The 25633-nt window shown below is 46.1% G+C and carries 30 protein-coding genes; 16 read left to right on the forward strand and 14 right to left on the reverse strand.

What is annotated here, in order from left to right:
* Nucleotides 1-103 precede the first annotated feature (103 nt).
* On the forward strand, nt 104-847 hold the full coding sequence (locus tag UCH003_RS02570) for a ferredoxin-thioredoxin reductase catalytic domain-containing protein (RefSeq protein ID WP_060825306.1): 744 nt from the start codon (nt 104-106) through the stop codon (nt 845-847).
* A gap of 9 nt (nt 848-856) precedes the next feature.
* Here the strand turns inward: UCH003_RS02570 and UCH003_RS02575 are convergent, their stop codons facing one another.
* From UCH003_RS02575 to UCH003_RS02585, 3 genes are read right to left on the reverse strand one after another with little or no spacing between them, the layout of a single operon-like run.
* Nucleotides 857-1618, reverse strand: coding sequence for a hypothetical protein (locus UCH003_RS02575; protein ID WP_060826911.1), 762 nt, complete (start codon nt 1616-1618; stop codon nt 857-859).
* Nucleotides 1611-1850 (reverse strand): hypothetical protein, encoded by a 240-nt coding sequence (locus UCH003_RS02580; protein WP_060825307.1) that lies wholly within the window; start codon nt 1848-1850, stop codon nt 1611-1613. Before UCH003_RS02580 ends, UCH003_RS02575 begins: the two co-directional genes overlap by 8 nt.
* The gene (locus UCH003_RS02585) at nt 1847-3670 is read right to left on the reverse strand and encodes a Na/Pi cotransporter family protein (protein ID WP_060825308.1); all 1824 of its coding nucleotides are present in this window, start codon (nt 3668-3670) and stop codon (nt 1847-1849) included. The genes UCH003_RS02580 and UCH003_RS02585 overlap by 4 nt, the downstream gene beginning before the upstream one ends.
* An 83-nt stretch (nt 3671-3753) precedes the next feature.
* Here UCH003_RS02585 and luxS point away from each other — a divergent pair, with 83 nt between their 5' ends.
* Entirely contained in the window at nt 3754-4257 is a 504-nt protein-coding gene (luxS, locus tag UCH003_RS02590; RefSeq protein ID WP_060825309.1) for an S-ribosylhomocysteine lyase, read from the forward strand.
* A 95-nt stretch (nt 4258-4352) separates the two neighbouring features.
* A complete protein-coding gene (sstT, locus tag UCH003_RS02595) occupies nt 4353-5561 on the forward strand; it encodes a serine/threonine transporter SstT (RefSeq protein ID WP_060825310.1) in 1209 nt (402 codons plus the stop codon).
* A gap of 61 nt (nt 5562-5622) precedes the next feature.
* On the opposite strand, the gene UCH003_RS02600 is transcribed toward sstT, so the two are convergent.
* Nucleotides 5623-6033: a pyridoxamine 5'-phosphate oxidase family protein gene (locus UCH003_RS02600; protein WP_060825311.1), complete on the reverse strand. Its 411-nt coding sequence runs from the start codon at nt 6031-6033 to the stop codon at nt 5623-5625.
* Between the two features lie 94 nt (nt 6034-6127).
* Between UCH003_RS02600 and UCH003_RS02605 the strand changes: the two genes are divergently transcribed.
* Entirely contained in the window at nt 6128-6799 is a 672-nt protein-coding gene (locus tag UCH003_RS02605; protein WP_060825312.1) for a rhodanese-like domain-containing protein, read from the forward strand.
* Here UCH003_RS02605 and UCH003_RS02610 read toward each other — a convergent pair.
* The 4 genes from UCH003_RS02610 to UCH003_RS02625 all read right to left on the reverse strand — a co-directional run bounded on the left by UCH003_RS02610 (nt 6796) and on the right by UCH003_RS02625 (nt 11151).
* Nucleotides 6796-7221 carry a bacteriohemerythrin gene (locus UCH003_RS02610; RefSeq protein ID WP_060825313.1) on the reverse strand — a complete coding sequence of 142 codons (426 nt, stop codon included), beginning with the start codon at nt 7219-7221 and terminating at the stop codon, nt 6796-6798. The genes UCH003_RS02605 and UCH003_RS02610 overlap by 4 nt on opposite strands.
* Nucleotides 7222-7260: 39 nt before the next feature.
* Nucleotides 7261-8778 carry an MFS transporter gene (locus UCH003_RS02615; protein ID WP_082709132.1) on the reverse strand — a complete coding sequence of 506 codons (1518 nt, stop codon included), beginning with the start codon at nt 8776-8778 and terminating at the stop codon, nt 7261-7263.
* Between the two features lie 228 nt (nt 8779-9006).
* Nucleotides 9007-10179, reverse strand: coding sequence for an MFS transporter (locus UCH003_RS02620; RefSeq protein ID WP_060825315.1), 1173 nt, complete (start codon nt 10177-10179; stop codon nt 9007-9009).
* Nucleotides 10180-10266: 87 nt separating this feature from the next.
* Entirely contained in the window at nt 10267-11151 is an 885-nt protein-coding gene (locus UCH003_RS02625) for a helix-turn-helix domain-containing protein (RefSeq protein ID WP_060825316.1), read from the reverse strand.
* 150 nt (nt 11152-11301) lie between these two features.
* Between UCH003_RS02625 and UCH003_RS02630 the strand changes: the two genes are divergently transcribed.
* Genes UCH003_RS02630 through dut form a run of 4 tightly spaced genes read left to right on the forward strand, consistent with a single transcriptional unit; the run spans nt 11302 to nt 14949 of the window.
* Complete coding sequence (locus UCH003_RS02630) at nt 11302-12699, forward strand: PhoH family protein (protein WP_060825317.1); 1398 nt, start codon at nt 11302-11304, stop codon at nt 12697-12699.
* Entirely contained in the window at nt 12696-13469 is a 774-nt protein-coding gene (locus UCH003_RS02635; protein ID WP_060825318.1) for a UDP-2,3-diacylglucosamine diphosphatase, read from the forward strand. The genes UCH003_RS02630 and UCH003_RS02635 overlap by 4 nt, the downstream gene beginning before the upstream one ends.
* Entirely contained in the window at nt 13454-14227 is a 774-nt protein-coding gene (locus UCH003_RS02640) for a patatin-like phospholipase family protein (RefSeq protein ID WP_060825319.1), read from the forward strand. Before UCH003_RS02635 ends, UCH003_RS02640 begins: the two co-directional genes overlap by 16 nt.
* Before the next feature lie 23 nt (nt 14228-14250).
* A complete protein-coding gene (dut, locus tag UCH003_RS02645) occupies nt 14251-14949 on the forward strand; it encodes a dUTPase (RefSeq protein ID WP_060825320.1) in 699 nt (232 codons plus the stop codon).
* Here the strand turns inward: dut and UCH003_RS02650 are convergent.
* Nucleotides 14946-15488: a 6-carboxytetrahydropterin synthase gene (locus tag UCH003_RS02650; RefSeq protein WP_039673373.1), complete on the reverse strand. Its 543-nt coding sequence runs from the start codon at nt 15486-15488 to the stop codon at nt 14946-14948. The genes dut and UCH003_RS02650 overlap by 4 nt on opposite strands.
* 123 nt (nt 15489-15611) lie before the next feature.
* Here UCH003_RS02650 and UCH003_RS02655 point away from each other — a divergent pair, with 123 nt between their 5' ends.
* From UCH003_RS02655 to UCH003_RS02685, 7 genes are read left to right on the forward strand one after another with little or no spacing between them, the layout of a single operon-like run.
* Nucleotides 15612-16190, forward strand: coding sequence for a 7-carboxy-7-deazaguanine synthase QueE (locus tag UCH003_RS02655; RefSeq protein ID WP_039673372.1), 579 nt, complete (start codon nt 15612-15614; stop codon nt 16188-16190).
* Nucleotides 16190-16858, forward strand: coding sequence for a 7-cyano-7-deazaguanine synthase QueC (gene queC, locus UCH003_RS02660; RefSeq protein WP_060825321.1), 669 nt, complete (start codon nt 16190-16192; stop codon nt 16856-16858). The genes UCH003_RS02655 and queC overlap by 1 nt, the downstream gene beginning before the upstream one ends.
* 55 nt (nt 16859-16913) lie before the next feature.
* Nucleotides 16914-17315 carry a nucleotidyltransferase substrate binding protein gene (locus tag UCH003_RS02665; RefSeq protein WP_060826912.1) on the forward strand — a complete coding sequence of 134 codons (402 nt, stop codon included), beginning with the start codon at nt 16914-16916 and terminating at the stop codon, nt 17313-17315.
* 2 nt (nt 17316-17317) lie between these two features.
* Nucleotides 17318-17626: a nucleotidyltransferase family protein gene (locus UCH003_RS02670; RefSeq protein WP_197653534.1), complete on the forward strand. Its 309-nt coding sequence runs from the start codon at nt 17318-17320 to the stop codon at nt 17624-17626.
* Complete coding sequence (locus UCH003_RS02675) at nt 17617-17946, forward strand: DHCW motif cupin fold protein (protein ID WP_060825323.1); 330 nt, start codon at nt 17617-17619, stop codon at nt 17944-17946. Before UCH003_RS02670 ends, UCH003_RS02675 begins: the two co-directional genes overlap by 10 nt.
* 21 nt (nt 17947-17967) lie before the next feature.
* The gene (locus UCH003_RS02680) at nt 17968-19296 is read left to right on the forward strand and encodes a DUF2157 domain-containing protein (protein ID WP_060825324.1); all 1329 of its coding nucleotides are present in this window, start codon (nt 17968-17970) and stop codon (nt 19294-19296) included.
* Nucleotides 19293-19883: a GDYXXLXY domain-containing protein gene (locus tag UCH003_RS02685; protein ID WP_060825325.1), complete on the forward strand. Its 591-nt coding sequence runs from the start codon at nt 19293-19295 to the stop codon at nt 19881-19883. Before UCH003_RS02680 ends, UCH003_RS02685 begins: the two co-directional genes overlap by 4 nt.
* 27 nt (nt 19884-19910) lie before the next feature.
* Here the strand turns inward: UCH003_RS02685 and UCH003_RS02690 are convergent, their stop codons facing one another.
* The 5 genes from UCH003_RS02690 to UCH003_RS02710 all read right to left on the reverse strand — a co-directional run bounded on the left by UCH003_RS02690 (nt 19911) and on the right by UCH003_RS02710 (nt 23595).
* Nucleotides 19911-20321: a low affinity iron permease family protein gene (locus UCH003_RS02690; protein WP_039673366.1), complete on the reverse strand. Its 411-nt coding sequence runs from the start codon at nt 20319-20321 to the stop codon at nt 19911-19913.
* A 25-nt stretch (nt 20322-20346) separates the two neighbouring features.
* Nucleotides 20347-20763 carry an acyl-CoA thioesterase gene (locus tag UCH003_RS02695; protein ID WP_039673364.1) on the reverse strand — a complete coding sequence of 139 codons (417 nt, stop codon included), beginning with the start codon at nt 20761-20763 and terminating at the stop codon, nt 20347-20349.
* 30 nt (nt 20764-20793) lie between these two features.
* Nucleotides 20794-22194 carry a sensor histidine kinase gene (locus UCH003_RS02700; RefSeq protein WP_060825326.1) on the reverse strand — a complete coding sequence of 467 codons (1401 nt, stop codon included), beginning with the start codon at nt 22192-22194 and terminating at the stop codon, nt 20794-20796.
* A complete protein-coding gene (locus UCH003_RS02705; protein ID WP_039673360.1) occupies nt 22188-22859 on the reverse strand; it encodes a response regulator transcription factor in 672 nt (223 codons plus the stop codon). The genes UCH003_RS02700 and UCH003_RS02705 overlap by 7 nt, the downstream gene beginning before the upstream one ends.
* 67 nt (nt 22860-22926) lie before the next feature.
* Nucleotides 22927-23595, reverse strand: a complete 669-nt coding sequence (locus UCH003_RS02710; RefSeq protein WP_039673358.1) for a phosphate signaling complex PhoU family protein — start codon at nt 23593-23595, stop codon at nt 22927-22929.
* Nucleotides 23596-23733: 138 nt separating this feature from the next.
* Between UCH003_RS02710 and UCH003_RS02715 the strand changes: the two genes are divergently transcribed.
* Nucleotides 23734-25449, forward strand: coding sequence for a lysophospholipid acyltransferase family protein (locus UCH003_RS02715; protein ID WP_060825327.1), 1716 nt, complete (start codon nt 23734-23736; stop codon nt 25447-25449).
* The last annotated feature ends 184 nt before the right edge of the window (nt 25450-25633 follow it).

Below are 25633 nucleotides of genomic sequence, written 5' to 3' on the forward strand. Positions count from 1 at the left end.
TAGTTCACTCAACGTGCTTGCGATCTAACGCTAAGATTTAATCTCTTTCCAATTCAAACTCTTTATAATACAACCCTTCAATGTATAAGATTAAGGAATGCGCGTGATAACGAAAATAGATATGAACTCAGCCGAATTTATGGCGGAATTTGAACGAACGCAAGCTTTTAGCGATAAAGTATGTCAACAATTTTCTTTAACGTATACGCCGCTTCATGACGTAAAAGAGTCGATACAACAAGGCTTAACACGTAATAAATTGATTTACGGTAAGCGCTATTGTCCCTGTTTTATGGTCATCGGAAATACGAAAGAGGAAAGGGAAAAGGCCGGCAATCGTCTTTGCCCGTGTACGCCGGCACTCAATGAAGAGATTCCTCAAAACGGCGCATGCCACTGTACGCTTTTTTGTACGCCCGAACATGCACGCGCCCTTGCCGAAGAAGAGCGGCTCAAAGAGGTTTCTCATACGCATTCTCAAGGCTTAAGCAAAGAAGCGTGCGAAGCGTTAATACATCAAAAAGAGATTGACGCGGATGAGCTTGAAGCTTTATTGGAAGCGCGAAGCCGAGGCATCGTGCGTTTTAATTTGGTCGATACGCGCGAGTGGATGGAGTGGGCGCAATACCGTATTAAAGGGACGGATTATCTTGTTCCGACGACGAGTTTTTACGATGCTTTAGCACAGCTCAAAGGGCACGAAAAAACTCCCACGATCGTGTATTGTTACAGCGGAAGTCGTAGTGCCTATTGCCAACGCGTACTCAAACACTTAGGCTATCAAACCGTCGTCAATCTCGGCAACGGAATTATGTCGTACAACGGAGAAATCGAAAGCGGCGAATAAAAACGATTTTTATAAGAAAAAAACGAGGCTGATCATCGCGTCGATACCGATATCGACGGGCTCTTTCCCGACGAGGCGGGCACTGTTTTTGACGTGGAAAACGATTTGACTTAGAAGTACCTCAAAATTGGCGTTGGAAGCATCGAAAAGACTCTCTTTACGGCTTTGAATGCTCGGAAGCGATTCGAGCATTTGCCATGAGGGTATTTGTCCGGCATTGAGGCGGTTTTGCAGTTCGATTTGCCAGTTGTTTTGCCACGTGAGAAAAAGGTAGCGTCCTTTTTCATCCTTGCCCGTTTTGATCTTCCATTTAATGACTTCAAGGTAGTAGTAAAGTTTTTTGAATCGCTCTTCGTCGTAGGAGAGCGTCGTGATTTGATGTCCGTCGCCGATACGGTAACTCTCCCAAAGCAGTTTATACATCCCTAAAATCAAAAAGTCGTTGCGTTCGGGAATCGTCGCACTTTTATCGAAAGCAATGCGTAAATAATCGTCGTAGGTGTGCAGCGTCACACCGTTATAACTCAGCCGAATCGCGTTTGTGCGGTTTCGCATCTCCTTTAAAATCGTTTCTTGTGAGGATTTGCTGTAGTTGGAAGGATTGCGAAGATCGAGCTTTTCTTTGTACGCGATGAGGTTTTCGACGCTTTTTTTAAAGTCGTAATGCAAAGCGGTTGCCCCCTTGGTTTGCAAAACTTCCGAGACATTTTCTTGGTTAGGGCTTGAACATCCTGCAAAAACGATCAACGCAATCACAATCCCTCTAATCATCGACAAGGTCTTTTCCTTTTTTAATCTGCTTTTTGAGAATTTTGATGCTGTCGCGAATCGATTCGCGTTTGAGAAGGTCGGTTTCGTTTTTCAGCTCTTGCTTAAGTAAAATGCGGCGAAATTTGAGTTTTCTCAGCAGTTCTTTAATGGATTTTTTTTGAGTAGATTCCGCATTTTGAGGTATAAAGCCGAATAACTCTTTGATCGTTTGTATCAATTTGAAGCCGTTCATGAGGAACTCCTTTGGCTTGAGGCGTGGGTCAGGTCGTTTACTTCGTTTTCGTTTAAGATCAATGCTTCTTTGCTTTCGCTCGATTCCGTGTTCGCATGTACGAAAAGAGCGTGAGCGACTTTGAAAAGCTCGGACGCGACGGTATAGGCGTAGTTGGTATCGTTCATAAGAGATGTTGCCATCGTATAAGTGATTTTGTTGGTACGAATCAGGTTATCGAGCGATTTATTGGCGGCGATGTCGTAGTTTTGCGCATCGAGTTTGAGTTTGCTTAAGAGCAAAACGATGACGTCGTCTTCGGCGGTATTGAAGATCATTTGAAGCGTTCGGAGGTATTTGATGAGGTTTTTGCGAATATGGTTGTATTCGCTTTGGATGTATTCGTTATCCGATTCAAGGTAGCGAAGCATATTTTTTTGCATATGTTTGGAGGCTTTAAACGCTTCGACCATGCCGATGGTAGCGTTTTTTATCGGGATAAATTGACGCTCGCTGATGTCGGAAAATTTGCCTTGCGCCATAATCGCAAAGGTAATAATTTTGCCGTAAATCTCTTTGATGCGACGCTCGTAGTAGGCGTCCATATTGACGTAAAGGGGGTCTTTGCGATGCGTGAGAATATCGTCGATTGCCATACCTGAGCTAATATCTTCTTTGGTGACGCTGATACCTTGCGCGATGATGTCGCAAACGTTGTTGTAGAGGTGTTTGGTCTCTTTAAAAAGGGTTTCGTACGCCGTATCGGGAAAATCGAGAGCGACGTCGTTAATAAACAAGACATCGTCCCGTGCGTTTTCATCGGTTGCTTTTTGTTTGAAGAAATGATCGAGTAGGCGAACCAAGCCTTGTACGAGCGGAGCGAACAAAAGCACGCACGTAAAGTTAAAGTAAGTGTGGTAAAGAGCGAGTTTGAGCGTCTCGTCGTATGTTGAAATACCGAATAACGGCGCACTCAGATCGATCAAACGGATAGATTGCGGAACAAAACCGACCAGAAGAAGTCCGGTAAGCGTATTGATCAAAAAGTGGGCGGTTGCCAATTTTTTGCCGTCGTCTCCGGCACCCAGTGCTCCCAAAACGGCGGTTACCGTCGTGCCGATATTGGCTCCGATCGTCAGGGCAACAGCATTTTCGTAGGTAATTTGCGACGCCGAGAGTGCGGTTAAGATAAGAACCAACGAAGCGTGCGAAGACTGCATAACGACGGTCATTCCCGCTCCGATCAGTGCAAAAAGCACGATGCCCGTATAGCCGTCGGCGGCGTATTGCGTTAGGTCGATCGTCTCTTTAAACGCGTCAAATCCGTCTTTCATGTACGCGATACCCAAAAACGAAAAACCGAGTCCCGCCAGAGCGTACCCGATGCCTTTGAGTCGTTTGCTTTCTTGAAAGATGAAAAGCATTCCAAATACCAGCATCGGAAGCGCGTAGGTCGCGATGTTGATCTTTAGCCCCAGCCCCGCGATCAGCCAAATGCCCGTCGTCGTGCCGATGTTGGCTCCTAAAATAATGCCGATACCTTGTGCGAGTCCTATGAGTCCGGCACTGATAAACGAGATGGCAATCACGGCGACCAAACCGCTTGATTGCATTAAGGTCGTAATAATCGTTCCGAAAAGAATATTTTTATAAAGCGTATCGCTCATCTTTTTGAGGAATCTATCGAGCATCCCGCCGATAAAAAAGCGAAAACCTTCTTCTAGATTTTTCATCCCGAAAAGAAAAATCGCCACGCCCGCGGCAATGAGCAGTAGGTTTTTGCTTTGGAAAAATGTATAGGAAAGCAGAAGAATTGCACCGAAAAGTAGCCAGCGTTTCACAAAAGTTCCTTTACATGTCAAGGGTTGAAGCTCAAATTATTGTACACTTTTTTCGGTATAATTGCCCAAAAAAAGGACTTCAAATGCCATTACTCGATAGCTTTTGTGTAGATCACGTCAAAATGCCGGCCCCTGCGGTCAGAGTTGCTAAAACGATGAAAACGCCTCACGGCGATGCCATCACCGTGTTTGATCTTCGTTTTTGTAAACCCAACCAAGCGATTCTTCCTGAGCGCGGGATTCACACGCTCGAGCATCTGTTTGCGGGCTTTATGCGCAACCATCTCAACGGAGAGGGCGTCGAGATCATCGACATTTCACCGATGGGATGTCGTACCGGTTTTTACATGAGCCTCATCGGCACGCCTGAACCTCAACGCGTGGTCGATGCATGGGCGGCGTCAATGCAAGACATCTTACATGTCAAAAGTGAAAACGACATTCCAGAGCTCAACGTTTACCAATGCGGAACCTACACAATGCACTCTTTAGAAGAAGCGCACGACATCGCTACAACGATCTTAAGCGCGCCCATTGGCGTAATGGATAACGAAGCGTTAAAACTCGACAGGTCGAAAATAGATTAATTTAACACATCCATAAGAACCTTTTTTATATGATTAGTCTCTTTTTTTAAAGAAAAACTTAGAGTACACACATTTTATGAGTAAGGAAGGTTTTTATGGAGCGTTTAGTCGCGCGGTACAAAGAGGGCAATCTGATTGTTCTCATTCTTTTAGGTATGGTTTTGGGCGTTATTATCGCGTTCATTTCTCCGACGGCGGCACAAGCTGTTTCGATTTTGGGCAAGCTCTTCGTCGGAGCACTCAAAGCGGTAGCTCCGGTTTTAGTTTTAGTGCTCGTCTCTACGGCGATCGCAACCAAAGAGGTAGGGGCGCAGACGAATATTAAGCCTATTATTTTCCTCTATGTGATCGGTACGTTTTTCTCGGCGTTGATCGCGGTGATCGTGAGCTTTGCGTTTCCCGTAACGTTGGTGCTCTCCAGCGGCATTGACGCGAGTTTAACACCGCCTCAAAGCATTGTTGCGGTCATCAAAGGCTTTTTGGTCAGTATGGTGGACAATCCCGTTAACGCACTCGCTAAGGGCAATTATATCGGCGTGTTAACATGGGCGGTTGCCGCGGGTATCGCGCTTCATCACAGCGGAGCTCAGACGAAAGCGGTTATGAAAGACGTCAGCGATGCCATGACCAAGATTGTTCAAGCGGTTATTCGTTTAGCACCGTTCGGTATTTTAGGATTGGTTGCGGAAACGTTTTCGGAAACGGGCTTTACGGCACTTTTAGGCTACGGTAAATTACTGATTATTTTGGTCGGAACGATGCTTTTCGTTGCTTTGGTACTGAATCCGCTAATCGTTTACGTGAAAACCAAACGCAATCCGTATCCTTTAGTGTTGACATGTTTGAAAGAAAGCGGCGTAACGGCATTTTTTACGCGTAGTTCCGCGGCGAATATTCCCGTCAATATGGCATTATGTAAAAAACTAGGGCTTCACGAAGATACGTACTCCATTTCCATTCCTTTGGGTGCAACGGCAAATATGGCGGGAGCGGCGGTGACCATTACGGTCTTAACGTTGGCGACGGTCCATACGTTGGGTATCTCGGTCGATATTCCGACGGCGTTATTGTTGAGTGTCGTTTCTAGTATCGCCGCGGCGGGCGTTTCGGGTGTTGCGGGCGGATCGTTGCTTTTGATTCCTTTAGCGTGCGGCCTGTTCGGCATTAGCGATGCGGTCGCGATGCAAGTGGTTGCCATCGGCTTTTTGATCGGCGTCATTCAAGACTCGACCGAGACGGCACTGAACAGCTCAACCGACGTCGTGTTTACCGCGGCATGCTCGGACGAACCTATCAATTTGTAAGAAAAAGGTGCTTGCGGGTTTTGCCCGCAAGTGCTTTACATGTAAACGCATTTTCCCTATTTTACGAAGCAAAAAACTCCAGCTTTTTACCAAATCCTAAGGTATTGTCCGTAAATTTCAAGTATGAAATGGTGATGCTCCACAGCACAGGATTCATCGCAATCGCATAGGGAAAGCGCTTCAAATAGGCTTTTTTCTCTGCTTCGTTGGCTTTTTGAAAAACACCTGTAAATTGCACCCCTTGAATTTTCCCCACGATCTTGGTCTCTAACGCCACCGTTCCCGCAACATGCGCATTTTCCAACGCCTCACGTCCGTGTCTGGTTTGTGCGTCCGTAGCGATGACAAACGTGGCAGACTCTTGGATAAACGCGTAAAAACAGCTGGCACAGTAGGGAGTGTTGTTTTGGGATGTGGCAAGGGTGAGTAGGTGGTGTTTGCGAAGAAACGCCTCTATTTTGGGATCAAGCATGATTTTTCCTTTGAAAAAAAGTATAACATATTTTTTTGTTCGCTTTTAAATGGCAAGGCGATTATGATAGAACACTACATTAAAAGGAGACGCGATGTATCGATGGTTGACTTTAAGCGTGCTTGGTGTGTACGCATTGGCGCAAAATCCTCAGGTGCTGGAACATACGGGCGTTCAGACGACGCACGATGGCAAGCCCGTCACGATCGAGCGGAACATTCCTAGAGAGTGCTTAAATGTGCATATCGTGCCTGAAGATATTTTTAGTGGCAATTTTGCGGGCAAAGATGTGCCTAGTGTATGCCAAAAAAGCGTGGTGACGACGGTGGGAAAAATCCAGCCGATGCAGTTAGACCCCAAAATCGTAACCGTCGGCGAAGTGGAAGTGTTGGATTTTATTCAGCATAAATTAGCCAAAGATCCCGATCGCTATATTTTGGTTGATGCTCGAAAACAAGAGTGGTTTGAGCAGATGACTATCCCCTCAAGCGTCAATATTCCTTTTGATGAAGTGGCGTACGACGCTGATTTTCCTGAAGATTTTGAACGCGTTCAAAAACTGCTCGGCATTGCCTCAAAGGGAGGAAAACTTGATTTTTCGCATGCCAAAACGGCTCTGATTTTTTGCAACGCTTCGTGGTGTGCACAGTCGCATCTGATGATCGACCAACTTATCAAGCTGGGGTATCCTAAAGAGAAAATCATGTGGTACCGAGGCGGTTTGCAAGACTGGGTACTTTTTGGCTTTAGTACGATCAAACCTTAAAGCGCGTGGAGGGAATCCTCCTCTGTCACACTTGTACTTTTTCGCCACTTTTCGATTTTAAGGTCGTTTTCCAAGATGTGTTCGACCAGCCATTTTTTGGCGATCATTTTCATGCTTTTTTGAAGTTCAGGGATACTTTTTTTCTCTTTGAGGATTTTGGTCATACCCTCAATGATGCTTTCATGAAACTTCTTGTGTTTGTCGTACAGTGGATAGTCAAGGCTTTGCATGTACGCCTCTTCTTCTTTAAAGTGTTTTGCCATGTAGTCGAAAAACTCTTTAAACAGTCGTCCCAATTCTGCTTTGTCTGCGGTTTCAGGATCCAACGCTTGAACAGCGTTTGCCAGATCGAAAAGCTCTTGATGTTGCTGATCCAAAAGTGCATGATGCAGGCTAAATTTTTCATCCCATTCTATGAACACAAAAATTCCTCGTAATCTTTTGCATCATTGTAGCACGCTTTAAACGATTTTTCCCCTTCTTGAAGAAGACTTTTTAGGCAAAAGATAGATTGCTAAAAGCCCGCTGATAATGGAAAAAAGACATCCGACTATCATCGTGTGAAAGATACCATCGATAAAAGCGTGATCGACACGGGAAAAGAGGCTTTCGCGAAGGGCGAGATCGGGAAGTGCGCTAATGGCTTGATGTGCCGTTTGGATAGACGTTTGAAGGGCTTTTAAAAGTGAAGCATCGACATCAATCTCTTTGACATGTAAAAGATAAATGCGGTTGACGTAACTGCCCAAAACCGCGATGCTCATCGCCGCGGAGAGTTCGATTGTTGTGTCATTTAACGCACTGCCCACGCCTGCTTTTTTAGGTGGAATTGCGCCCATGATAGAATCGGTGGCGGGTGGCATGGAGAGTCCCATGCCCAAACCGTCAATGAAAAAGCCGATTAAAATCGCCCAAAGCGGCATATCGACATCGATGGTTACAACAAAAAGTGCCATGCCGATTCCTGAGAGTATCATACCGCCGCCAATGGTAAGCGGCTTGTCTAAAATACCCACGATACGCGACGCCGCTTTGGCGCCAATCGCCATGCCTAGCGTCAAAGGCATGAGCAAGAGTCCAGCTTCCAAAGCAGTGTAGCCTTGCACGGTTTGAAACAGTTGGGAGAAGAAAAACATGGAGCCGACCATGCCGAAAACGATGAGCGCAATGGCGAAGGAGGGAATCGTAAAGGTGCGTTTTTCAAAGAGTTCAAACGGGATCATCGCATGCGTGCAACGTCTCTCCCAGATGGTAAAAAGAGCACAAAAAAATGCTCCAAGCATCAGGCTGATCAGCACGCCTTTATCGCTCCAGCCACGCTCGCCCGCTTCGATGATGCCGTAGGTGAGGGCAAATAAAAAGAGAATGCACAAAACCATACCGACGATGTCAGCTTTTGCGCTGGGGTCGGAGGATTCTGGAAGTATGTGTGTCGCGGCAATCCAAGCAACCAAACCGATGGGAAGGTTGATGAAAAAGACCCAATGCCAAGAGGTGTACTCGATGATAAAGCCGCCGACCAGAGGTCCTAAGCCTTGGGAAAGTCCAAAGATCATCGACCAAAGTCCGATGGCTTTCATGCGCTCGGTGGTATCGGTAAACATGTATGTGATAATGGAAAGCGTGGAAGGCATAATGAACGCCGCTCCCAAACCGCTCAGGGCTCGAAAGAAAATAAGCTCGGTAGTGGAACTTGAAAGCCCCGCTCCCAAAGAGGCAAGACTAAAAAGGGCGATGCCGATTTTTAAAAAGCGTTTGCGACCCCACTGATCGCCTAGGGCACCCATGGTAATTAAGATGGACGCAAAAACGAGAATGTACATGTTCACGATCCATTGAAGTTCGCGCATGCTTGCTAAAAGGTCGTTTGAAATGGAAGGGAGCGCAACATCAAGAACGGTGTTATCCAGCGTGATGATCGACATAGCAAGGCAGAGAACCCCAAGGGCTTTCCATCTTTTTTCGTGTGTGTAAGGCATAGTAATTTTCCTAGTCTCTCAAAAGTCTCATAGCCTTCTTGCAAAACTTATTTTGTAAGAAGAAAAGCACCAAAGGTGCGTGGGCTTTCTGCCGAAGAAAACGCAGTGTTAACGTAGCCTTTAGAGCTTTGCTTTAAAGGCGTGTCAAGAGTTTCTCAAGAAATACTACCAAAGATTCGCTTAGGTTACGAATCTTTGGCGGGAGAGAGTGTTTACATGTAAAAGTATTTAGAGCGTTTTGGTGCGTTTTGAATCAAGGGCACTGTAGAGAATGATAGCAAGGGCAATCACACTTAAGCTAAGCAGTTGCAAGCTGACCAATGCCCAACCGCCGTGCTCCCAACAGTAAACCCCAATAGCCGTTCCCAGTGCTCCACCTAAAAACATCGAGCTCATGTACGCCGTGTTGATGCGGCTGTGGGCTTTTTCATCCAGCGTGTAGATCTGTGCGAGGTTGTTGATTTGCACCGCTTGAAAGCCGATGTCCAGCAAAAGCGTAGCGATAATGAACGCCGCAAGCGAATCCTCAAACACTTTCATCAAGATAATGCTAACAACGATCATCGCTATGGAGAGAATTTTGGTAAAGGTTGGATTGATCTTATCGGCGATTTTTCCGATGTAAGGTGCTAGCAGTGCTCCCGCAACGGCAAGAATTCCAAAAAGCCCGATGACGTCACTGTTAAAGTTAAACGGTGCAAGCGAGAGTTTAAACGTGAGCGTCGTCCAAAAAGAGCAAAAGACACCAAATAACACGGTGATAAGAAGCGCATTGGCACGTAAAAGAGCAAAGCGTTTGAGCTGATACACGCATGACGCCAAAAGTGAGCCGTAACTTTGCGAAAAGTGCGGTTCGATGTTCGGTAAGGTTTTGGCGATGCCGATCATGCAGGCAAAAACCAACACGGATGAGAGCGCAAAGATGCCATGCCAGTTTCCAAACCACTCGGTCACATAACCACTCAGTGTTCGAGCAAGCAAGATGCCTGTGAGCAGTCCGCTAAAGATGGAACCAACAACTCTGCCTTTGTCTTTGCCGCTCATCGCCGCCGCCATTGGAATGACGATCTGCGCGGAAACCGCAAAAAGACCCGTAAGAAGGCTCAGTGCATACAGCGCGTAGAGGTTCTCCACAATGCTAAGCCCAACAAGAGAGAGCGCTAAAAGTAGGTGCGAGATCAACAGCAGTTTTTTACGGTCCATCTTATCGCCCAGAGGGCTTACAAAAAAGAGTCCTAAACCGTAGCCGATTTGTGAAAAGGTGGGCAAGTTTCCCACCGCCAGTGCGCTTACATGTAAATCTTGAGCGATCGTGTTTAAGATGGGTTGGTTGTAGTAAATGGTTGCGACGTTAATGCCGGCCACCGCTGACATCACGTAGATTTGTTTGGGTGAAATCATCTTTTTCTCCTTGGTTGAATGCTGATGAAATCATACCAAGTAGAGTCACTTTCTTCGGTGCTAGGTTCAAACAAAGGATTGCGCAAATCAAACATTTTGAGTTTGTCTATAATTTTGCGGTGTTTGATTGAGCTTCTTTTTGAAAAAGTGGATGAAGTGTGCGGACTCTTCATACCCTAACGCATACGCGATGTCGCCTACACTCCACGAAGAGTGCTTGAGCAAGATCTTCGCCTCTTCCAAAACGCGCTCGGCAATGCGCTCCGTGGTCGTCTTCTCACTGAGCTCTTTGAGCGTTCGGTTGAGGTGATTGGGATGAATGTTGAGAAGCCTTGCAAAATCGCTCGGATTTTTAAGCTCCAGCCTCTCGTAAGGCGAGGTGATGGGAAACTGGCGCTCTAAGAGTTCGTTAAAGAGTGCATCGATTTTGCGCTTTTTATCGCTTTGCACTTCTGATGTGATAGACGCAGGTTGCATTTTTAGTGCTATGTGGATGAGTTCTAGCGTTTTGGCGCGCAAAAGATCGTCTTTGTACGCGTAGTCTGAGTTCATCTCCAAAAGCATCTTCTCAAAGATCGTCTCCACTTCGTGTGCGCTCTCATCGTTTAGTAAAAAGAGTTTAGGATGCTCAGGGCGGTAGAGTGGGTAACTTCTTAGTGCGCCGTAATGGTGAAAAAACGCTTCGGTAAAGATACAAAAATAGCCGCACTTTTTCCCATCGAGCGACTCCCAACTGTAAGGCACCAGTGGATCAGAGAACATCAGCGCAAAACGATCACTTTGTAGGGTCTTGTCGGCATAATGGACTTTGTGCTTGCCTTTTAAAAAAGTGATCTTAAAATAGTCCTTGCGGCTGTAGGGAATCTGCGCGCACTCTTGTCTGGTGAAGACATTAAAGTGCCCGATACCGTTTTCCAGGTTTTGCGGCAGTGGTTTGGCGATGCGTTGGTAAAATGCTTCCAGTGTTTCCATACGTCATTATACTCAAAAAGAGCCCGTGCCAAAAGAGGTGATGGTGCAAATTTTTACCTTTTACATGTCAAGAATTGTTCACTAAAAATGCACCCCTTTTGTTACCAAGTTGATATAATGTTTGCATACAATTGTGTCGAAAGGAAGCGGATGTCAGTCAAGAAAGTTTACGTGCTCGATACGAACATTATCTTGCACAATACCAATTTCATTAAAGAGTTGTGCGACAACGGCAATAACATCATCGTTATCCCCGAAACCGTACTGATCGAACTGGAAGACTTCAAAAAGAACTTTACCGAACTGGGCTATCAAGCTCGAAGTTTTGCGAGAATGCTCGCGTCGTGTAAAGTCGTTGAAGTCGATAGCAACGAAGACGTTCGCGTCGTAAAGATGCGTTTTGAAGATACGATTGCTATTCATCTCTTCTCTAAAAACAGTTACGAATCCGATATGAACGCGACGTTTCTCAACGAATCCAACGACAAGCGCATCGTTGAAGCGGCCGCGGCGGCAAAAGAGTATTACACAAAATACAAAGTCATTTTTCTCTCCTTAGACGTTTACGCGCGTATGTTCGGACTGTTTCACAACGTGACGGTCGAATCCTTACGCGAAGATCGAAGCGACGTTCCCGAATTTGAGTTCGTCAAACAGCTCAACGTGGACTCGGCACTCTTTAACACGCTCGATAAAAAGCTGATCGGCGAATACGATCCCGAGCATAAAAGCGGCAATTACAGTTACGAATTTATCAGTTCGGACGGAAACAGTGCCCATGCGATCATTTCTCCGGGCGGCATTATTCACATGTTAAACGAAGAGCTCGATTTTAGGGGTTTGGAAGTCAAACCGATCAACCTCAAACAAAAGTTTTTTATGAAAGCGTTGCTTTCTAACATGTACGACATTCACGTCATCGACGCACGCGCGGGAAGCGGTAAAACCTTGATGGCGTTTGTCGCGGCGATGCGACTGGTGAGCAAAGGCAGTTACGAGAAGATCGTCTACGTTCGCAACTCCATCGAAAGCGTCGATAAGGGTGCGGACGTCGGCTATCTTTCCGGCAACGACGAGAAGTTTCGCATCTACAACATGGCATTGTACGACACCTTAGAGTTTATCGCCAAGAAGAAGATGAAGCGACGCGACAGTACGCAAGAGCCGCAAATGGCGATCGAGAAAAAAGTGCAAGAGCTCATCACCAAATACAACATCGAAAAGCTTTGGCCGGGGGAAGCACGTGGTCGAACGCTCTCCAATGCCATCGTTATTTTAGACGAGTGGCAAAACAGCTCCAACAACACGACGCAACTTATCTTGTCGCGTTTGGATAACAACTGTAAAGCCATCGTCATCGGCTCCAACCGTCAAATCGACAATATGTACCTCAATCGGTACAATAACGGCTTAACGTCGCTTTTGAAGCAAACCAAAAAAGAGCAGACGCACATCTCTTTGTTTGCCATCGAGCTGGACAAATCGGTACGCGGGAAGTTCTCGCACTTTGCCGATGAAATTTTCGGAGATACCGATAAACACAAATGACCAAATATTCGTTTGCCCATGAAGACGAGGTTGTCTCGTTTCGTTCTATCTTTATTTCCGATGTTCACTTGGGCACGCGTTTTTCGCAAGCAGGCGAATTGTTGGAGTTTTTCAGACGCACGCAGTGTGAAAATCTCTATTTAGTCGGAGACATTATCGACGGTTGGGCGATGAGGCGAAAACTCAAATGGGCGCAATCGCATTCAGACGTGATTCAAAAAATTTTGAGAAAAGCCCGAAAAGGCACGAACGTCTACTACATCACGGGCAATCACGACGACTTTTTGCGCTCGTTTTTGCCTTTGGGCTTGGGCGATTCGATTCGTATTTGCGACGAAGCGGAGTATATCGGGCTCAATCAAAAGCGTTATTTCATCACGCACGGCGATTTTTTCGACAGCGTGACGATGACCAAACGGTGGTTGGCGATTTTGGGAGATATGGGGTATGATTTACTGCTCAACATCAACCAAATCCTCAATTGGTTCCGTAAAAAAATGCGCTACCACCGTCATTGGTCACTCTCCAAATACGTCAAAGACCATGTCAAAAGTTCCGTTTCGTTCATTACCGATTTTGAGTCGATCTTAAGCGAGCATGCTAAACGCCACCGTTACGATGGGGTTATTTGCGGGCACATTCACAAAGCCGAAATTCGCACTATCGACGGTATCGAGTACCTCAATTGCGGCGATTGGGTTGAGTCGTGTACGGCGATCGTCGAGACGCTTGAGGGCGAATTTAGGATTATTCGATGGCTGGGGCACTAAGCGTATCTTTAGCACTCTCCGGCGGTGCGGCACGGGGCGCGTTTCATCTAGGCGTGATTGCGGCGTTGCAGCGTCACGACGTTCATATCGCCGCGATTTCAGGCACGAGTATCGGCGCGGTCGTCGGAGTCGGAATCGCTTCGGGGATGAGCGCGTTTGATCTGATACGCTTGTTTAAAAGCGATGCCTTTCGGGCGGTTTTCGGTTTCAATTATTTTCGCAGAGGTCTTTTACGAATTGACGAAAAAGCGGCGATTTTACGTGAAATCGCACCGATTGAGCGGCTGGAAGATATGCCGATTCCGATGTTTATTACCTGCGTCGACCTGCTTAGCGGTAACAAAGTCTGTTTTTCCCAAGGCGAAGCGACCAAGCTTGCCGTTGCGAGCTCCGCACTTTTTCCGATCTTCCGTCCGATCGCGTACGAGAACTACATGTTAATCGACGGAGGCTTTATGGACAACCTTCCGATCTCGCCTCTTTTGGAGTTGGAGTATCCGATCGTGAGCGTCAACCTTCATCCGATCGACGCGAAAGCCAAACACGATCTGCATTCGATTTTAAAAAGAGCACTCTTTTTGGCGTTTACGGCACCGGTTCAAGCGCAAATCGCTAAAAGCGATCTTTACGTGAGCGACCCTTCGCTTTCAAACTTTGGATTGTTTACTTTTAGCGAAATGATGCGTTGTTTTGAGCTAGGATACCGTGTCGGAAGTGAATCTATTTTGACTTTTATGGAGCAACAAAGTATAATCTAACGTTTTTAAGAGAAGGAAAAGAGATGACAAGCAAAGAGTATTTATTTCAAATGTTCTCCCTCCAGCAAAAACTGAACGATGAGACCAACGGCATCGGCTGGGAAAACGGATATACCAAACACAACCGCCTGATTAACTGGAAACGATGTATTTACATGGAGTGCGCGGAGCTCATCGATAGTTTTAGTTGGAAACATTGGAAGAACATCAACAAAGAGACCGATTGGGATAACGTGACGGTTGAGATCGTCGATATTTGGCATTTTGTGATGAGTTTATTGCTGGAAGAGTATAAAACCAATCTCAAAGGCGATTTGGATCAGCTGATCCATGACGTACTCGACGTTCAAGGTTTTGAAGCGTTTACGAAAGAGCCGTTGTTGACCGCTTCGACCGATCCGATGGAGCTGATCAACGACATCGAGAGTATCGTCCACGAGATGACGGGATTTGACGTTGATTTGTTCGACGGACTGCTTCGTAAGTATTTTGCGTTGGCACGTAAATGCGGTATCAATCTCAAAGTTCTGTACAAATTTTACGTTGCCAAAAACGTCTTAAACCAATTTAGACAAGACCACGGTTACAAAGAGGGAAGCTATAAAAAAGTGTGGAACGGCAAAGAAGATAACGAAGTGATGCTCTCTTTTTTAGACGCCCAAGACGTTCCGGGCACGGAAGCCCTTTACAAACGACTCGAAAAGGCTTACGCGAAAGCTTAAGCCTGATTGTAAACGATACTTCTACTTTTGGGAGTTTCCAAAAATTCGATATGGGAAACTTCCACCCCTAAACGGCTCATTTTTTGCGAAACGATCCCCAAAAGCCACGTCGAGATATTTTCGCTCGTCGGCACGAAATCAACGATAATATAACCGTCATAAAGCTCTACGATAAAAGAGGGCTCGTCTTTGACGCGGGTAAGATCGGGAATTTTATAGCCCGCTTCATGCTCGATGAGGTGCTGCTTATCGGCAAAATGAGGCAACAAAGTCTCAAACAGCGGATCGTGAATATCGATGATAAATTTATGATCGAGCGTGTCGTCTAAAAAGCGTTTAAACCAATTGAGATGATGAAAGTCGGTCACCATACCGTCTTGAAGCTTCGTACTTTGAAGGTAAACGACGATTTTCCCTTGGTGTCCGTGCAAATGACGGCACGCCAAACACCCCGTAAGCGCAAACTCCGAATCGAGCTGCTGCGACCAAACACGGTGTCCGTAACAAAAATCGAACTCTTTACTGATTTGCCATAGCATGAACATGTCACCTTATTTTAAAGTAAGAAATGATACCCAAAAAGAGATATAAAGAAAATTTTTGACGTGCTTTTTAGTGAAAATAGACTATGATAAAAGTATCAAAATGAGAGAAAGAGCGGTATGTTAAACGTCGTTGAAATATTTTATTCTATTCAGGGCGAGGGTGCGCAAGTCGGCGTGCCTTGCGTTTTTATTCGCTTGCACGGGTGCAATTTGGCGTGTTCTTTTTGCGACGAGGAGCTTCATAAAGGTGCGTACGAGCGTTTGACGTTTGAGGCGGTTTTGGAGCGCATCGCCGCGTATCCTTCCAAAAACGTCATTATTACCGGAGGCGAGCCGAGTTTATACGATCTTCGCGATTTTATCGCCGTGTTGCATTCTCACATGTACCGCGTCGGCGTCGAGACGAACGGGTATAATTTCGCGCATATCGCCGATGCCGATTGGATCACGTACAGCCCGAAAGATTGGGACGCGATCGCTCTAAGCGGTTACGACGAGATCAAGTTTGTGGTCGACAAGGACGCTTCGGTGGAAAAAATTGCGGCGTTTCAAAGCGATAAAGCGATGTTCATTCAACCGCAAAACAAGCCGCACGCGCCTGACATGTCAAACGTTCGTTTTTGCCTCGAGTTTGTGATGCAACACCCTCAATTTACGTTTAGTGCGCAGTTGCACAAATTTTTAGGAGTCGAGTAATGAAAAAAGCTTTGGTCGTTTTTAGCGGAGGACAAGACAGCACGACCTGCCTTGGATGGGCGAAAAATCGTTTTGATTACGTCGAGACGATTACGTTTGATTACGGGCAAAAGCACCGTGTCGAAATCGCGCAGGCGCAAAAGATCGCCGAAATCTTACATGTTAAAAATACGGTACTGAGTTTAGATGCTTTTTCACAGCTCAACGACTCGGCGTTGATCGATGCGACGCAAGACATTAGCGCGCATCACAAAACGCACACCAACCTTCCCGCCTCGTTCGTGCCCAACCGCAACGCCATTTTCTTTACGCTAGCGCATGCATTTGCCCAAAAACAAGGCATCGAGCATTTGGTCATCGGCGTCAATCAGACCGATTATTCGGGCTATCCCGATTGCAGGGAGCCGTTTGTAAAGGCTCTTGAGCTTGCTCTTAATCTTGGCAGTGAAGCGTCCATCACGTTTCATTACCCTTTGATGCATCTCACCAAAGCCGAAACCTTTGCGCTTTCCCATGAAGAGGGCGTTTTAGACTTGGTCATCGATGAGTCGCATACGTGCTACAACGGCGTGCATACGCACAAACACGCATGGGGTTACGGGTGCGGCGAATGCCCCGCATGCGTGCTACGAAAACAAGGGTTTGAGGCGTTTTGCAAAGGCCGATAAAGCTTTACATGTAAGCGTTAAAAAAGTACAATCAGTAAAAAATAAAGGCAAAGCCATGAGCGATACTCTTTTGCGTTTTAGGCAGCGATTTTCCAATTATGAGAAGTCTCTCAGACAGCTTAAAATGACCGTGGAAAAAGAGAGCCTCAATGAGATCGAAAAAGCGGGACTTATCCAGTTTTTTGAAGTCGGCTTTGAGCTAGCATGGAAAGTGATGAAAGACTACCTCATGGCGGAAGGCTATGAGGTCAAAAGTCCCCGTGAGAGCATCAAGCAAGCTTTTCAATACGGACTCATCGACGATGGCGCATTGTGGCTTGAAGCCCTTGAAAAACGCAACCTTAGTGCGCACACGTATGATGAAAGCATTTTAGATGAACTTGAAACGCTCATCGTTCATACCTACTACCCGATGATGGAAAAACTCCAAGATGTATTGGCAAAAAAGACATGCTAGGGTTGAGTGAAACAGAACTTTCAATACTGCGTGAAGTTTTTGCAAAATTCGATGCCATCGAAGAGGTCATACTCTTTGGCTCTCGCGCCAGAGGTACACACCAAAAAGCCTCTGATGTTGATCTTGCCATCAAAGGCAAAAACATCGACCTTGATACGCTTGCAAAACTCACGTATACCCTCGAAGAAGAAACCAATTTACCCTATTTTTTTGATGTGGTGATGTACGATAGAATCAACGATGATGCGTTGAAAAGAGCGATAGACGAGGGTGGGAAAAAGATATATACTGGAGTATTTCTATGCAAATGACAAATATTCTTTTCACCACAACCGATTGGGCGAAGATTGAGGCAGTAGAGCACAAAGGCGAAAGCGGCAGTGCCTTTTGGCGAACGAAGCAGTGTGGAAGCATTCGTGTGCGTATGGTTGAGTACACCGCTGGCTATAAAGCCGATCACTGGTGTCAAAAAGGGCATATTTTGTTGTGCCTAGAAGGTGAGCTTTACACGGAGCTTGAAAACGGTGAAGTGCATCTTTTGAAGGCGGGTATGAGTTATGAAGTGGCGGATGAGACGATGGCGCATCGCTCGTATACGCCCTGTGGAGCGAAGCTTTTTATCGTTGATTGATCTTTACATGTAAGGATTTTTATGAGCAAAGAAACTTACCAATGGCTTGAGCGGGAGCTTCCCTCTTGGGTCAAAGAGGGGCTTGTTAGTGAAGGGAGTGCGCAAGCACTTTTACAGCGTTATGCAGGTGATAAAGCCTCTTCGCGCTCTTCGGGTACGGCGTTTAGCCTTTTGGGATTTGTCCTTGTGGGACTGGGGATCATCTCCATTTTTGCGTATAACTGGGATGAGCTTGGGCATTTGGAGCGAACGCTTTTGGCGGTTTTGCTTTTGGTAGGCGCGCAAGCGTTTGCATTTTGGGTAAGGCGTTACCGTGCAAGCGACGCGGCACTGCGTGAGGGAAGCGGCGTCTTTTGGTTTTTGATGACGGGTGCTTCGCTTGCGATCATCGGGCAGACGTATCATTTGGGCGGCTCGATGCTGGATTTTCTAAGCGTCTGGCTTGTACTCTCTTTGGGAATTGCGTGGGTGCTTCCCTCTTCGGGCGCGGCATTTTTTCAGATGATTTTGTGGACGTTTGTGTGGCTTGGAAGCCGAGATGAAATGCGTGAGGTGTTTTCTTCGGAACACTCCTTTTTAAGCCCGTGGATGCTTGCCTTGCTTGCTCTGAGTTGGTTGGGTTTTTATGCGCTACGGTACCGCAAAGAAAGAAATGCCTATGCAACGCTTCTGCTTGGTTGGGCACTTGCCGTGTGCGTTCTGGCGGTAGGTTCCGTTGAAATGCTTCTGGCAACCTATCCCGAGCAAAATGTTCGTATGCTCAGTATGCTCTTTGCTTTTTTCTTTGCTATCTATTATCTTTTGGGGAAGATGTATTTTTTTTGGGGAGAAAAATCATGGCAACGTCCTTTTGAGCGTATGGGTAAACTAGGAGCTTTGGTGCTTGTGTTGGCGCATGTCTCTTTCAATGCCGGCACATGGCTCTTAAGATTTGACTTAGAGCCTACGCGCTACAACAGCCTTTTGGGATTGTTGCTCATGCTGCTTTTTGGCGTACTGTTGATTTTGTTTATTCGCAAAGAGCAGAAGCTTCCCTCGGAAATACTTGTGTGCGCCGTGCCTATCATCATGTTAGGGTACAACCTGTTACACACGATGCCCTATAGTGCGATGCTCTTTGTGAATGCTTCGGTAATTTTAGGGGCAGGGTGGATGATTTACTGCGGGATCAAAGAGGTGACGCTCGGACTGGTCAATCAAGGAATGATCGTGATCGCCTTGGTGATCTGGATTCATTTTTTCAATGCTAACTTTGATCTGGTCGCCAAAGGCATGGCGTTTATCGTCACGGGCATTCTTTTTTTAAGCCTCAATGCCTTTTTGAAACGCCGTTTTAGGGGTGTGGCATGAAACGAATGCAACGCCTTTTAGGGATTCTTTTTGGTTTCATATGCGCGGTGCAACTGGGCGTGATCGGATGGAGTATTTGGAGTTACGAGCGCATTTTAAAGGAAGGCGAAGTCTACTTTTTTAACGTTTTACCTCTTGATCCTTACGATGCGTTTCGGGGGCGTTACGTGACGCTTCGTTTTGAAAATGCGAACAAAGCTCCCGCCGGCGACACGACACCGCAGGAGCATCGTTCTAAAGCCTATGCGATATTGGAGCACACGCAAGAGGGCGATCGCATCAAAGAGATGCGTTTTTCCAAACCCGTAAGCGGAAATTTTTTGGAAGTGAACGTGCACTCTACGATGGCGGCGCAAAAAACCGATGTCTCAAATACGGTCTATTTTTCACTCCCGTTTGATCGTTTCTACCTGCGAGAAGATAGAGCACCCAAAGCCGAGCGCATTTTGAGAATGCGCGACGTAAACGTAAGCGTGAAAGCTTCTTTGCGCGTTTTAAACGGAAAAGCGGTGATTGAAAATCTCTGGATAGAAGGCGTGCCTTTGGTCGAGTGGATGCGTCGGCACGAAGAAGCGCGTTCGCGTTAAACGCCCGAGGCGTCTTGACATGTAAGCCTATTCGTCAAGCGTATCGGTGTCGATGTTTCCTTTTTGAAGCGCTTGCCGTGCTTTTTGTGCGAGCATTTCATAGTGTTTGCGAAATGCGTCGATTTGGTCTTCTTCGAGCTCTTCCAAGTCCAGTAAGGCGTTGTGCGCGCCTTTGGTAACGCGAATCAGCTCGTCAAGTTTCACTTGCATCGCCTCGGTGTCGCGGTTTTGCGTGTTTTGAATCACGAAAACCATAATAAACGTAATGATCGTCGTCGAGGTATTGATGGCGAGTTGCCACGTATCGCTGTAGTGAAAAAAAGGACCGCTGACGAGCCAAACGACAATGAGAAGGATCGAGAGCGCAAATGTCGCGGATTTTCCCGTGAGTTTAGCAATATACTTCGTAAATTGCGAGTACCATGTATGCGAATTCATCGTCCCTCCTTGTCGCGTTCGGGGATTATTTTTGTTCGATTCCTAAAGCTAGGAGTTCGTTGGCGGTATGCGGAATGGGTTTTTTGTTGCCTTCGTTATCCACGTTGACGTAGGTGATAACGGCACTCGTAACATGTAAGCAGCGGCGCGTGCCCTCGATCGAGCGTTCGGAGTTGACTTCGACTTGCGTCGTGATGGACGTCGTGCCTACTCTGATGATTTTAGCGTAACAGCTCAAAATATCGCCGACTTTCACCGCTTCTTTAAACTCCAAGGAGTTGACGGCGACCGTGACGACGCGAGAGACGTTGAGATCGCGTGCGGCAAGACTGCCGGCAATGTCGATTTGCGACATAATCCATCCGCCGAAGATATTGCCGGCGGGATTGGTATCTTTGGGCATCGCGACGATTTTAATACGGGGTTCTCCCATGTTGTACATCATTGACCTTTATAAACAAATTCGAGCGTATCATAATACAGAATTGTTTGAAGGCAATTTAAACGAAAAATCAGATCCGACGCCTAAGCTACTTTGTATCTCCAAAGCGGTGTTGTGCAGTTTTAAGATGTAACTCACGAGGGCGAGTCCAAGCCCCATCGAATTGTCCCATGAATGCGAGTTGGAGCGGTAAAATTTGTGGGTAATTTTTTCGATCTCTTCTTCTTTGATGCCGATGCCTTGATCTTTGACATGTAAGACGTCTTCTTCGATGCTTAGGCTGATCGTATCGTCGGAATATTTGAGTGCGTTGTCGATGAGATTGGAGACGACGATCTCCATCATCGTGCGGTCCGCATAGATACTGTAGGTTTCGGGAAGAAGGCAAACGATGTTGCGCGAAGGGTTTTTTTCGCGAAAGCTTTGCGCGACGTCGCCGAGGACTTTCACGATGTCGAACGTACTGTTTTGCGCGGTAAAATCGCCGTTTTCAAATTTGGTCGTTAGTGTTAAACGGTCGATCATCGTGGAGATTTTTTGCGCATTTTGCGCGATTTTGCCTAAAAAGCGCTCTTTAATTTGCATGTTCGCGTTGGGATCGTCAAGCAGCGTTTGCGCATAGCCGACGATAGAGGCGATCGGGTTTTTAAATTCGTGGCTGATGGCGGAGATGACGTCGCTTCGCTGTTGGGAAATGAGCTTGATTTTGGCGGTGTACTTGCGTTTTTGTTTGGCACGTTTTTCCAGTTTCGCGGCAAGCTTTTTCAAGTAGTTGGCAATTTCGAAAAATTCCAAGCTAAAGTGCGACGAAATCGTGATGCGGTACTCTTTATCGGCGATTTGTTGAAGGTTCTCGACGATTTTATCGATCTCTTGTCGTATTTTTTTACTGAAAAGATACGCGCCGTAAAGCCCCGCAAGAAGCGCACTACCGAAGATGAGCGTCAGTTTTGTCCATAAGGCGTAAAAGTTGTGCATAATCGTATCGATGTTGATCGCAAGGCGTAAAAAATAGGTTTGATCGTGCATCGAAAAACGGTGAGCGACGTACAAAAGGGTACTACCCAGCGTGTCCGAAAAACGTGAAGAGGTTCCAAAAGGCGTCTTTTCGGATTTGAGTATTTCTTCGCGGTGAAGGTGGTTGTCCATCGTCTCTTTGTCGTGGTCGCTGTCGGCGACGACCGCGCCTTTGGCGTCGATGAGCGTAAAGCGAATCTGCGTCGCCTCTTTAAAACGTTTGGCAAAAGCATTCAGGTCGTCCATCTCGGGGAGTTCGCGCACCAAAATTTGGATGTGCGATTCTAAGCGGCTTTGGTAATGCTCCATATTGTCGTTTTGAATCGCGACGTAACTCACGATGCCGCACAGAAGCAAGGTTGCGATAAACAGGGCGATAAACGAGCGAACGATGTGTTGATGAAGCATTAGCATAAACTGTATCCTACGCCCCAAATCGATTTGATGTACTCTTTTTCTTTGGTGGGGTCAATCTTTTGTTTGAGGCGGTTGATGGCGACGTTGACCGTTTTATCTTGGAAAAAGTCGTCGTTTTTCCAGACGTGTTCGAGTAAAAATTCGCGACTCAAGACCGAACTTTTGTTTTCGATAAGCGTGCGCAAAAGATCAAATTCGAGTTTGGTGAGTTCTACGGCTTTGGCATCGACGTGAAGCGTGTGGGCGTTCAAATCCAAGACCAAATCGCGGTACGACAAAAGAGCGTTGTTTTGCGGAGAAGTCCGCGCTAAAACCGCTTTGATGCGAAGGAGGAGTTCTTTCATATTGTAAGGTTTGGTAACGTAGTCGTCGCCGCCGCGTAAAAATCCTTCTTCGACGTTTGTATCGCTGTTTTTAGCGGTTACGAAAATGACGGCTTGGGTAAAACCTTTTTTGCGTAGGCTCTCGACAAATTCGCTGCCTTCGATTCCCGGAAGGTTGCGATCGACGATTAATAAGTCGATCGGCTCTTCGTTCAGACACTTTTCGACGTTTTTCGTGTTTAAAAATCCGAGCGTTTCGTAGCCTTCTTTTTGCAGATGGTACTCCAAAAGCTCCAGTAAATCCTCTTCGTCTTCAATAATCAAAATGCTTTGTTTCATTGTTCCTCTTAATGTTTACGCGTTTGGCATGATGCGTGCGTACCACGCCAAGCGCGCCCCGATGTTTTTAATACGTTTTCATCTCTCCGCCCACGCGCGCGAAAATCATCAGTTGTACGATGCTCACGCTGCGATCCGCCATACGCTCTAATTTGCGCATCGTACTTAAAATCTGAATAAAATCGGCGGATTGGTCGATCAATTTGGCGATGTCGCTTAAAATATTTTTTTCCAAAATCGAGTAAAGATCGTCGCTTTTGCTCTCTTCGACTTTGACGCGGCGGTAGGTCTCTTCCAAGGCTTCGCGGTCGCTGACGCTCAATGTTCCGATCGAAAGCGTTACCGCATGAATCGCCGTTTTGCAAAGGTGCATAGAGTATTCGTGAAGGGTCGTAAAGGGAATTTCGCTTTGGAGATGAGCGATCATACGTTTGCTGAAGCTGCGAATATTTTCGGCTATCTTAACCAATTCGTTCGTGATTTTTAAAAAAGCGACCATTTTACGTAGATCTTTGGCTTCGGGTCCAAAAAGTGCTAAAGCGACGACGATTTCGTTATCGATGGCGTTGGCTTGCGCTTCGACGTTTTTAAGAAGCGTTCGAGCCGATTCAAAGCGGGAGATATCTAAATTTTCGATACCGCAAAGCGCTTTTTCGCCTGCCATCGTGATTTCGGAGCCGAGATCTAAGAGCATTTGCTTGATTTGAGCAAGTCTCTCTTCGTATTTTTGAAGCATTGATTTTCCTTAGAATAATTTACTTCCATTGTAAAGGTAAAACATTACAATATGGTAACATAAAAATGCCCTCATCGTTACCGTCTTGTAATGAGCCGCTCTTATAATCGACGTTAAAATATCCCTCAAAGGACAGCCATGGTTGACGTCGAAAAAACCTTAAGCCTTAAATATCCTCGCATCGTCTATTATCCCGCCGTGATTCGTAATCTCATCGTTTATTGTTTAAAAAAAGTCTTGCATCAAGACGAGATTAACGACTTTTTAATTCACGGTGAGGCGTATCGGGGTTTTGATTTTGTGGAAGCGGTTTTAGAGTACTTCAACTTCGGTTATACGGTTTCCAATAAAGATAAAGCGAATATTCCCTCTTCAGGACGCGTGATTATCGTCGCAAACCATCCTTTAGGCGCACTCGACGCATTGGCTTTGATCTCGCTCGTCAAAGAGGTTCGCCGAGACGTTAAAGTGCTTGCCAACGACGTTTTGATGCAAATTGAGCCTTTAAACGCGTTATTGATTCCGATCGACAATTTAAGCGGAACGACGGCGAAAGAGTCGATAAAAAAGGTGTACGATGCCTTGGAAAACGACGAAGCCCTCATCGTGTTTCCTTCCGGCGAAGTGTCGCGTGCGCAACCGACGGGGATTAAAGATACGAAGTGGAAAAAAGGGTTTTTGAAATTTGCGCAAAAAACCAATTCGCCGATCTTGCCTGTTTTTATCGACGCCAAAAATTCGCCGCTTTTTTACACCCTTTCGATGGTCAATAAAAAACTCTCCACCTTTTTGCTGGCGCGCGAGATGTTCAAAAAACGCTCCAAAATCATTCACTTCAAAATCGGCGAGATGATTGCCTATAAGACGATCGAGAAGTCGGGGTTTAGCGACCATACGGTGCTCAATTTGCTCAAAAAGCATCTATATAAAATCAGTAAAGGCAAGAAAGGACTTTTCAGTACCCAAACGGCGATCGCGCATCCTGAGGAGCGTAAAGCCATTCGTGCGGAATTGAAAAAATCGACGCTTCTAGGCGAGACGAACGACGGTAAAAAAATCTTTTTGTACGAATGCGAAGAGGGGTCGATTTTGATGAAAGAGATCGGAAGGCTTAGGGAGTATACGTTTCGCAAAGTCGAAGAAGGGACCGGTTATAAGCGCGACGTAGACGCTTTTGATAAGCACTACAAACATATCGTTTTATGGGACGATGAAGAGCTGGAAGTCGTAGGGGCATACCGTATCGGCGAGGCGGATTTTATTGCTCGGTATTTCGGCGTGGAGGGATTTTATTCGCATACGCTTTTTGAATTTACCGACGCTTTCGAGCCTTACATGCACAATGCGATTGAGCTGGGACGAAGCTTCGTACAGCCGCGTTATTGGGGAACGAGGGCATTGGATTATCTCTGGCAAGGTATCGGTGCGTATTTGTACCAAAATCCGCATGTGCGTTACATGTACGGTCCGGTAAGCCTGAGCGACGTCTATACGAAAATCGCGAAAAATCTGATCGTGACGTTTTATTCACTCTATTTTTCGACTTCCAAAGAGCTTGTGCGAGCACGAAGCGGCTTTTTTATGAGCAAGGCGGAAAAAGAAGAAGCTCTCTCTTTCTTCGGCGGAAAAGATTACAAAGAGGATTTCGCCGTTTTAAAAGAGCAGCTTTCGCATATGGATTTAAGCGTGCCGACCTTGTATAAACAGTACACCGAATTGTGTGAAGAGGGCGGTATTTTATTTTTGGATTTTAACATCGACAAAGACTTTTCCAACTGTGTCGACAGTTTTATCTTAGTCGACATCGCCAAGATCAAAGAGGCAAAAAAGGCACGCTATATCAAAGGGGCATAGTTTTTAATTCTTTGACATACGCTCTAATTCCATGCTAAAAAGGATAAATTAAAGTGCTTTGAAAGTCTTACATGTAAAGAATTTCAACTTCTGAAAGCTTTACATGTAAAGATACAATCAGCACAAACTATCCCTTTACTTTTTAATGAGAAACAACACTTTGGCTTAATAAAGAATCTAAGAA

Source organism: Sulfurospirillum cavolei, from assembly GCF_001548055.1.
Classification (GTDB): domain Bacteria; phylum Campylobacterota; class Campylobacteria; order Campylobacterales; family Sulfurospirillaceae; genus Sulfurospirillum.

Coding starts and splice junctions, on each gene's coding strand:
- UCH003_RS02640 (WP_060825319.1), top strand. CDS start 13,454: ATGGCTGGGGCACTAAGCGTATCTTTAGCACTCTCCGGCGGTGCGGCA.
- UCH003_RS02705 (WP_039673360.1), bottom strand. CDS start 22,859: ATGAAACAAAGCATTTTGATTATTGAAGACGAAGAGGATTTACTGGAG.
- UCH003_RS02690 (WP_039673366.1), bottom strand. CDS start 20,321: ATGAATTCGCATACATGGTACTCGCAATTTACGAAGTATATTGCTAAA.
- UCH003_RS02620 (WP_060825315.1), bottom strand. CDS start 10,179: ATGATTTCACCCAAACAAATCTACGTGATGTCAGCGGTGGCCGGCATT.
- UCH003_RS02675 (WP_060825323.1), top strand. CDS start 17,617: ATGCAAATGACAAATATTCTTTTCACCACAACCGATTGGGCGAAGATT.
- UCH003_RS02625 (WP_060825316.1), bottom strand. CDS start 11,151: ATGGAAACACTGGAAGCATTTTACCAACGCATCGCCAAACCACTGCCG.
- UCH003_RS02695 (WP_039673364.1), bottom strand. CDS start 20,763: ATGTACAACATGGGAGAACCCCGTATTAAAATCGTCGCGATGCCCAAA.
- dut (WP_060825320.1), top strand. CDS start 14,251: ATGACAAGCAAAGAGTATTTATTTCAAATGTTCTCCCTCCAGCAAAAA.
- UCH003_RS02665 (WP_060826912.1), top strand. CDS start 16,914: ATGAGCGATACTCTTTTGCGTTTTAGGCAGCGATTTTCCAATTATGAG.
- UCH003_RS02680 (WP_060825324.1), top strand. CDS start 17,968: ATGAGCAAAGAAACTTACCAATGGCTTGAGCGGGAGCTTCCCTCTTGG.
- UCH003_RS02635 (WP_060825318.1), top strand. CDS start 12,696: ATGACCAAATATTCGTTTGCCCATGAAGACGAGGTTGTCTCGTTTCGT.
- UCH003_RS02630 (WP_060825317.1), top strand. CDS start 11,302: ATGTCAGTCAAGAAAGTTTACGTGCTCGATACGAACATTATCTTGCAC.
- sstT (WP_060825310.1), top strand. CDS start 4,353: ATGGAGCGTTTAGTCGCGCGGTACAAAGAGGGCAATCTGATTGTTCTC.
- queC (WP_060825321.1), top strand. CDS start 16,190: ATGAAAAAAGCTTTGGTCGTTTTTAGCGGAGGACAAGACAGCACGACC.
- UCH003_RS02575 (WP_060826911.1), bottom strand. CDS start 1,618: ATGATTAGAGGGATTGTGATTGCGTTGATCGTTTTTGCAGGATGTTCA.
- UCH003_RS02685 (WP_060825325.1), top strand. CDS start 19,293: ATGAAACGAATGCAACGCCTTTTAGGGATTCTTTTTGGTTTCATATGC.
- luxS (WP_060825309.1), top strand. CDS start 3,754: ATGCCATTACTCGATAGCTTTTGTGTAGATCACGTCAAAATGCCGGCC.
- UCH003_RS02710 (WP_039673358.1), bottom strand. CDS start 23,595: ATGCTTCAAAAATACGAAGAGAGACTTGCTCAAATCAAGCAAATGCTC.
- UCH003_RS02600 (WP_060825311.1), bottom strand. CDS start 6,033: ATGCTTGATCCCAAAATAGAGGCGTTTCTTCGCAAACACCACCTACTC.
- UCH003_RS02715 (WP_060825327.1), top strand. CDS start 23,734: ATGGTTGACGTCGAAAAAACCTTAAGCCTTAAATATCCTCGCATCGTC.
- UCH003_RS02605 (WP_060825312.1), top strand. CDS start 6,128: ATGTATCGATGGTTGACTTTAAGCGTGCTTGGTGTGTACGCATTGGCG.
- UCH003_RS02700 (WP_060825326.1), bottom strand. CDS start 22,194: ATGCTAATGCTTCATCAACACATCGTTCGCTCGTTTATCGCCCTGTTT.
- UCH003_RS02650 (WP_039673373.1), bottom strand. CDS start 15,488: ATGCTATGGCAAATCAGTAAAGAGTTCGATTTTTGTTACGGACACCGT.
- UCH003_RS02655 (WP_039673372.1), top strand. CDS start 15,612: ATGTTAAACGTCGTTGAAATATTTTATTCTATTCAGGGCGAGGGTGCG.
- UCH003_RS02580 (WP_060825307.1), bottom strand. CDS start 1,850: ATGAACGGCTTCAAATTGATACAAACGATCAAAGAGTTATTCGGCTTT.
- UCH003_RS02615 (WP_082709132.1), bottom strand. CDS start 8,778: ATGCCTTACACACACGAAAAAAGATGGAAAGCCCTTGGGGTTCTCTGC.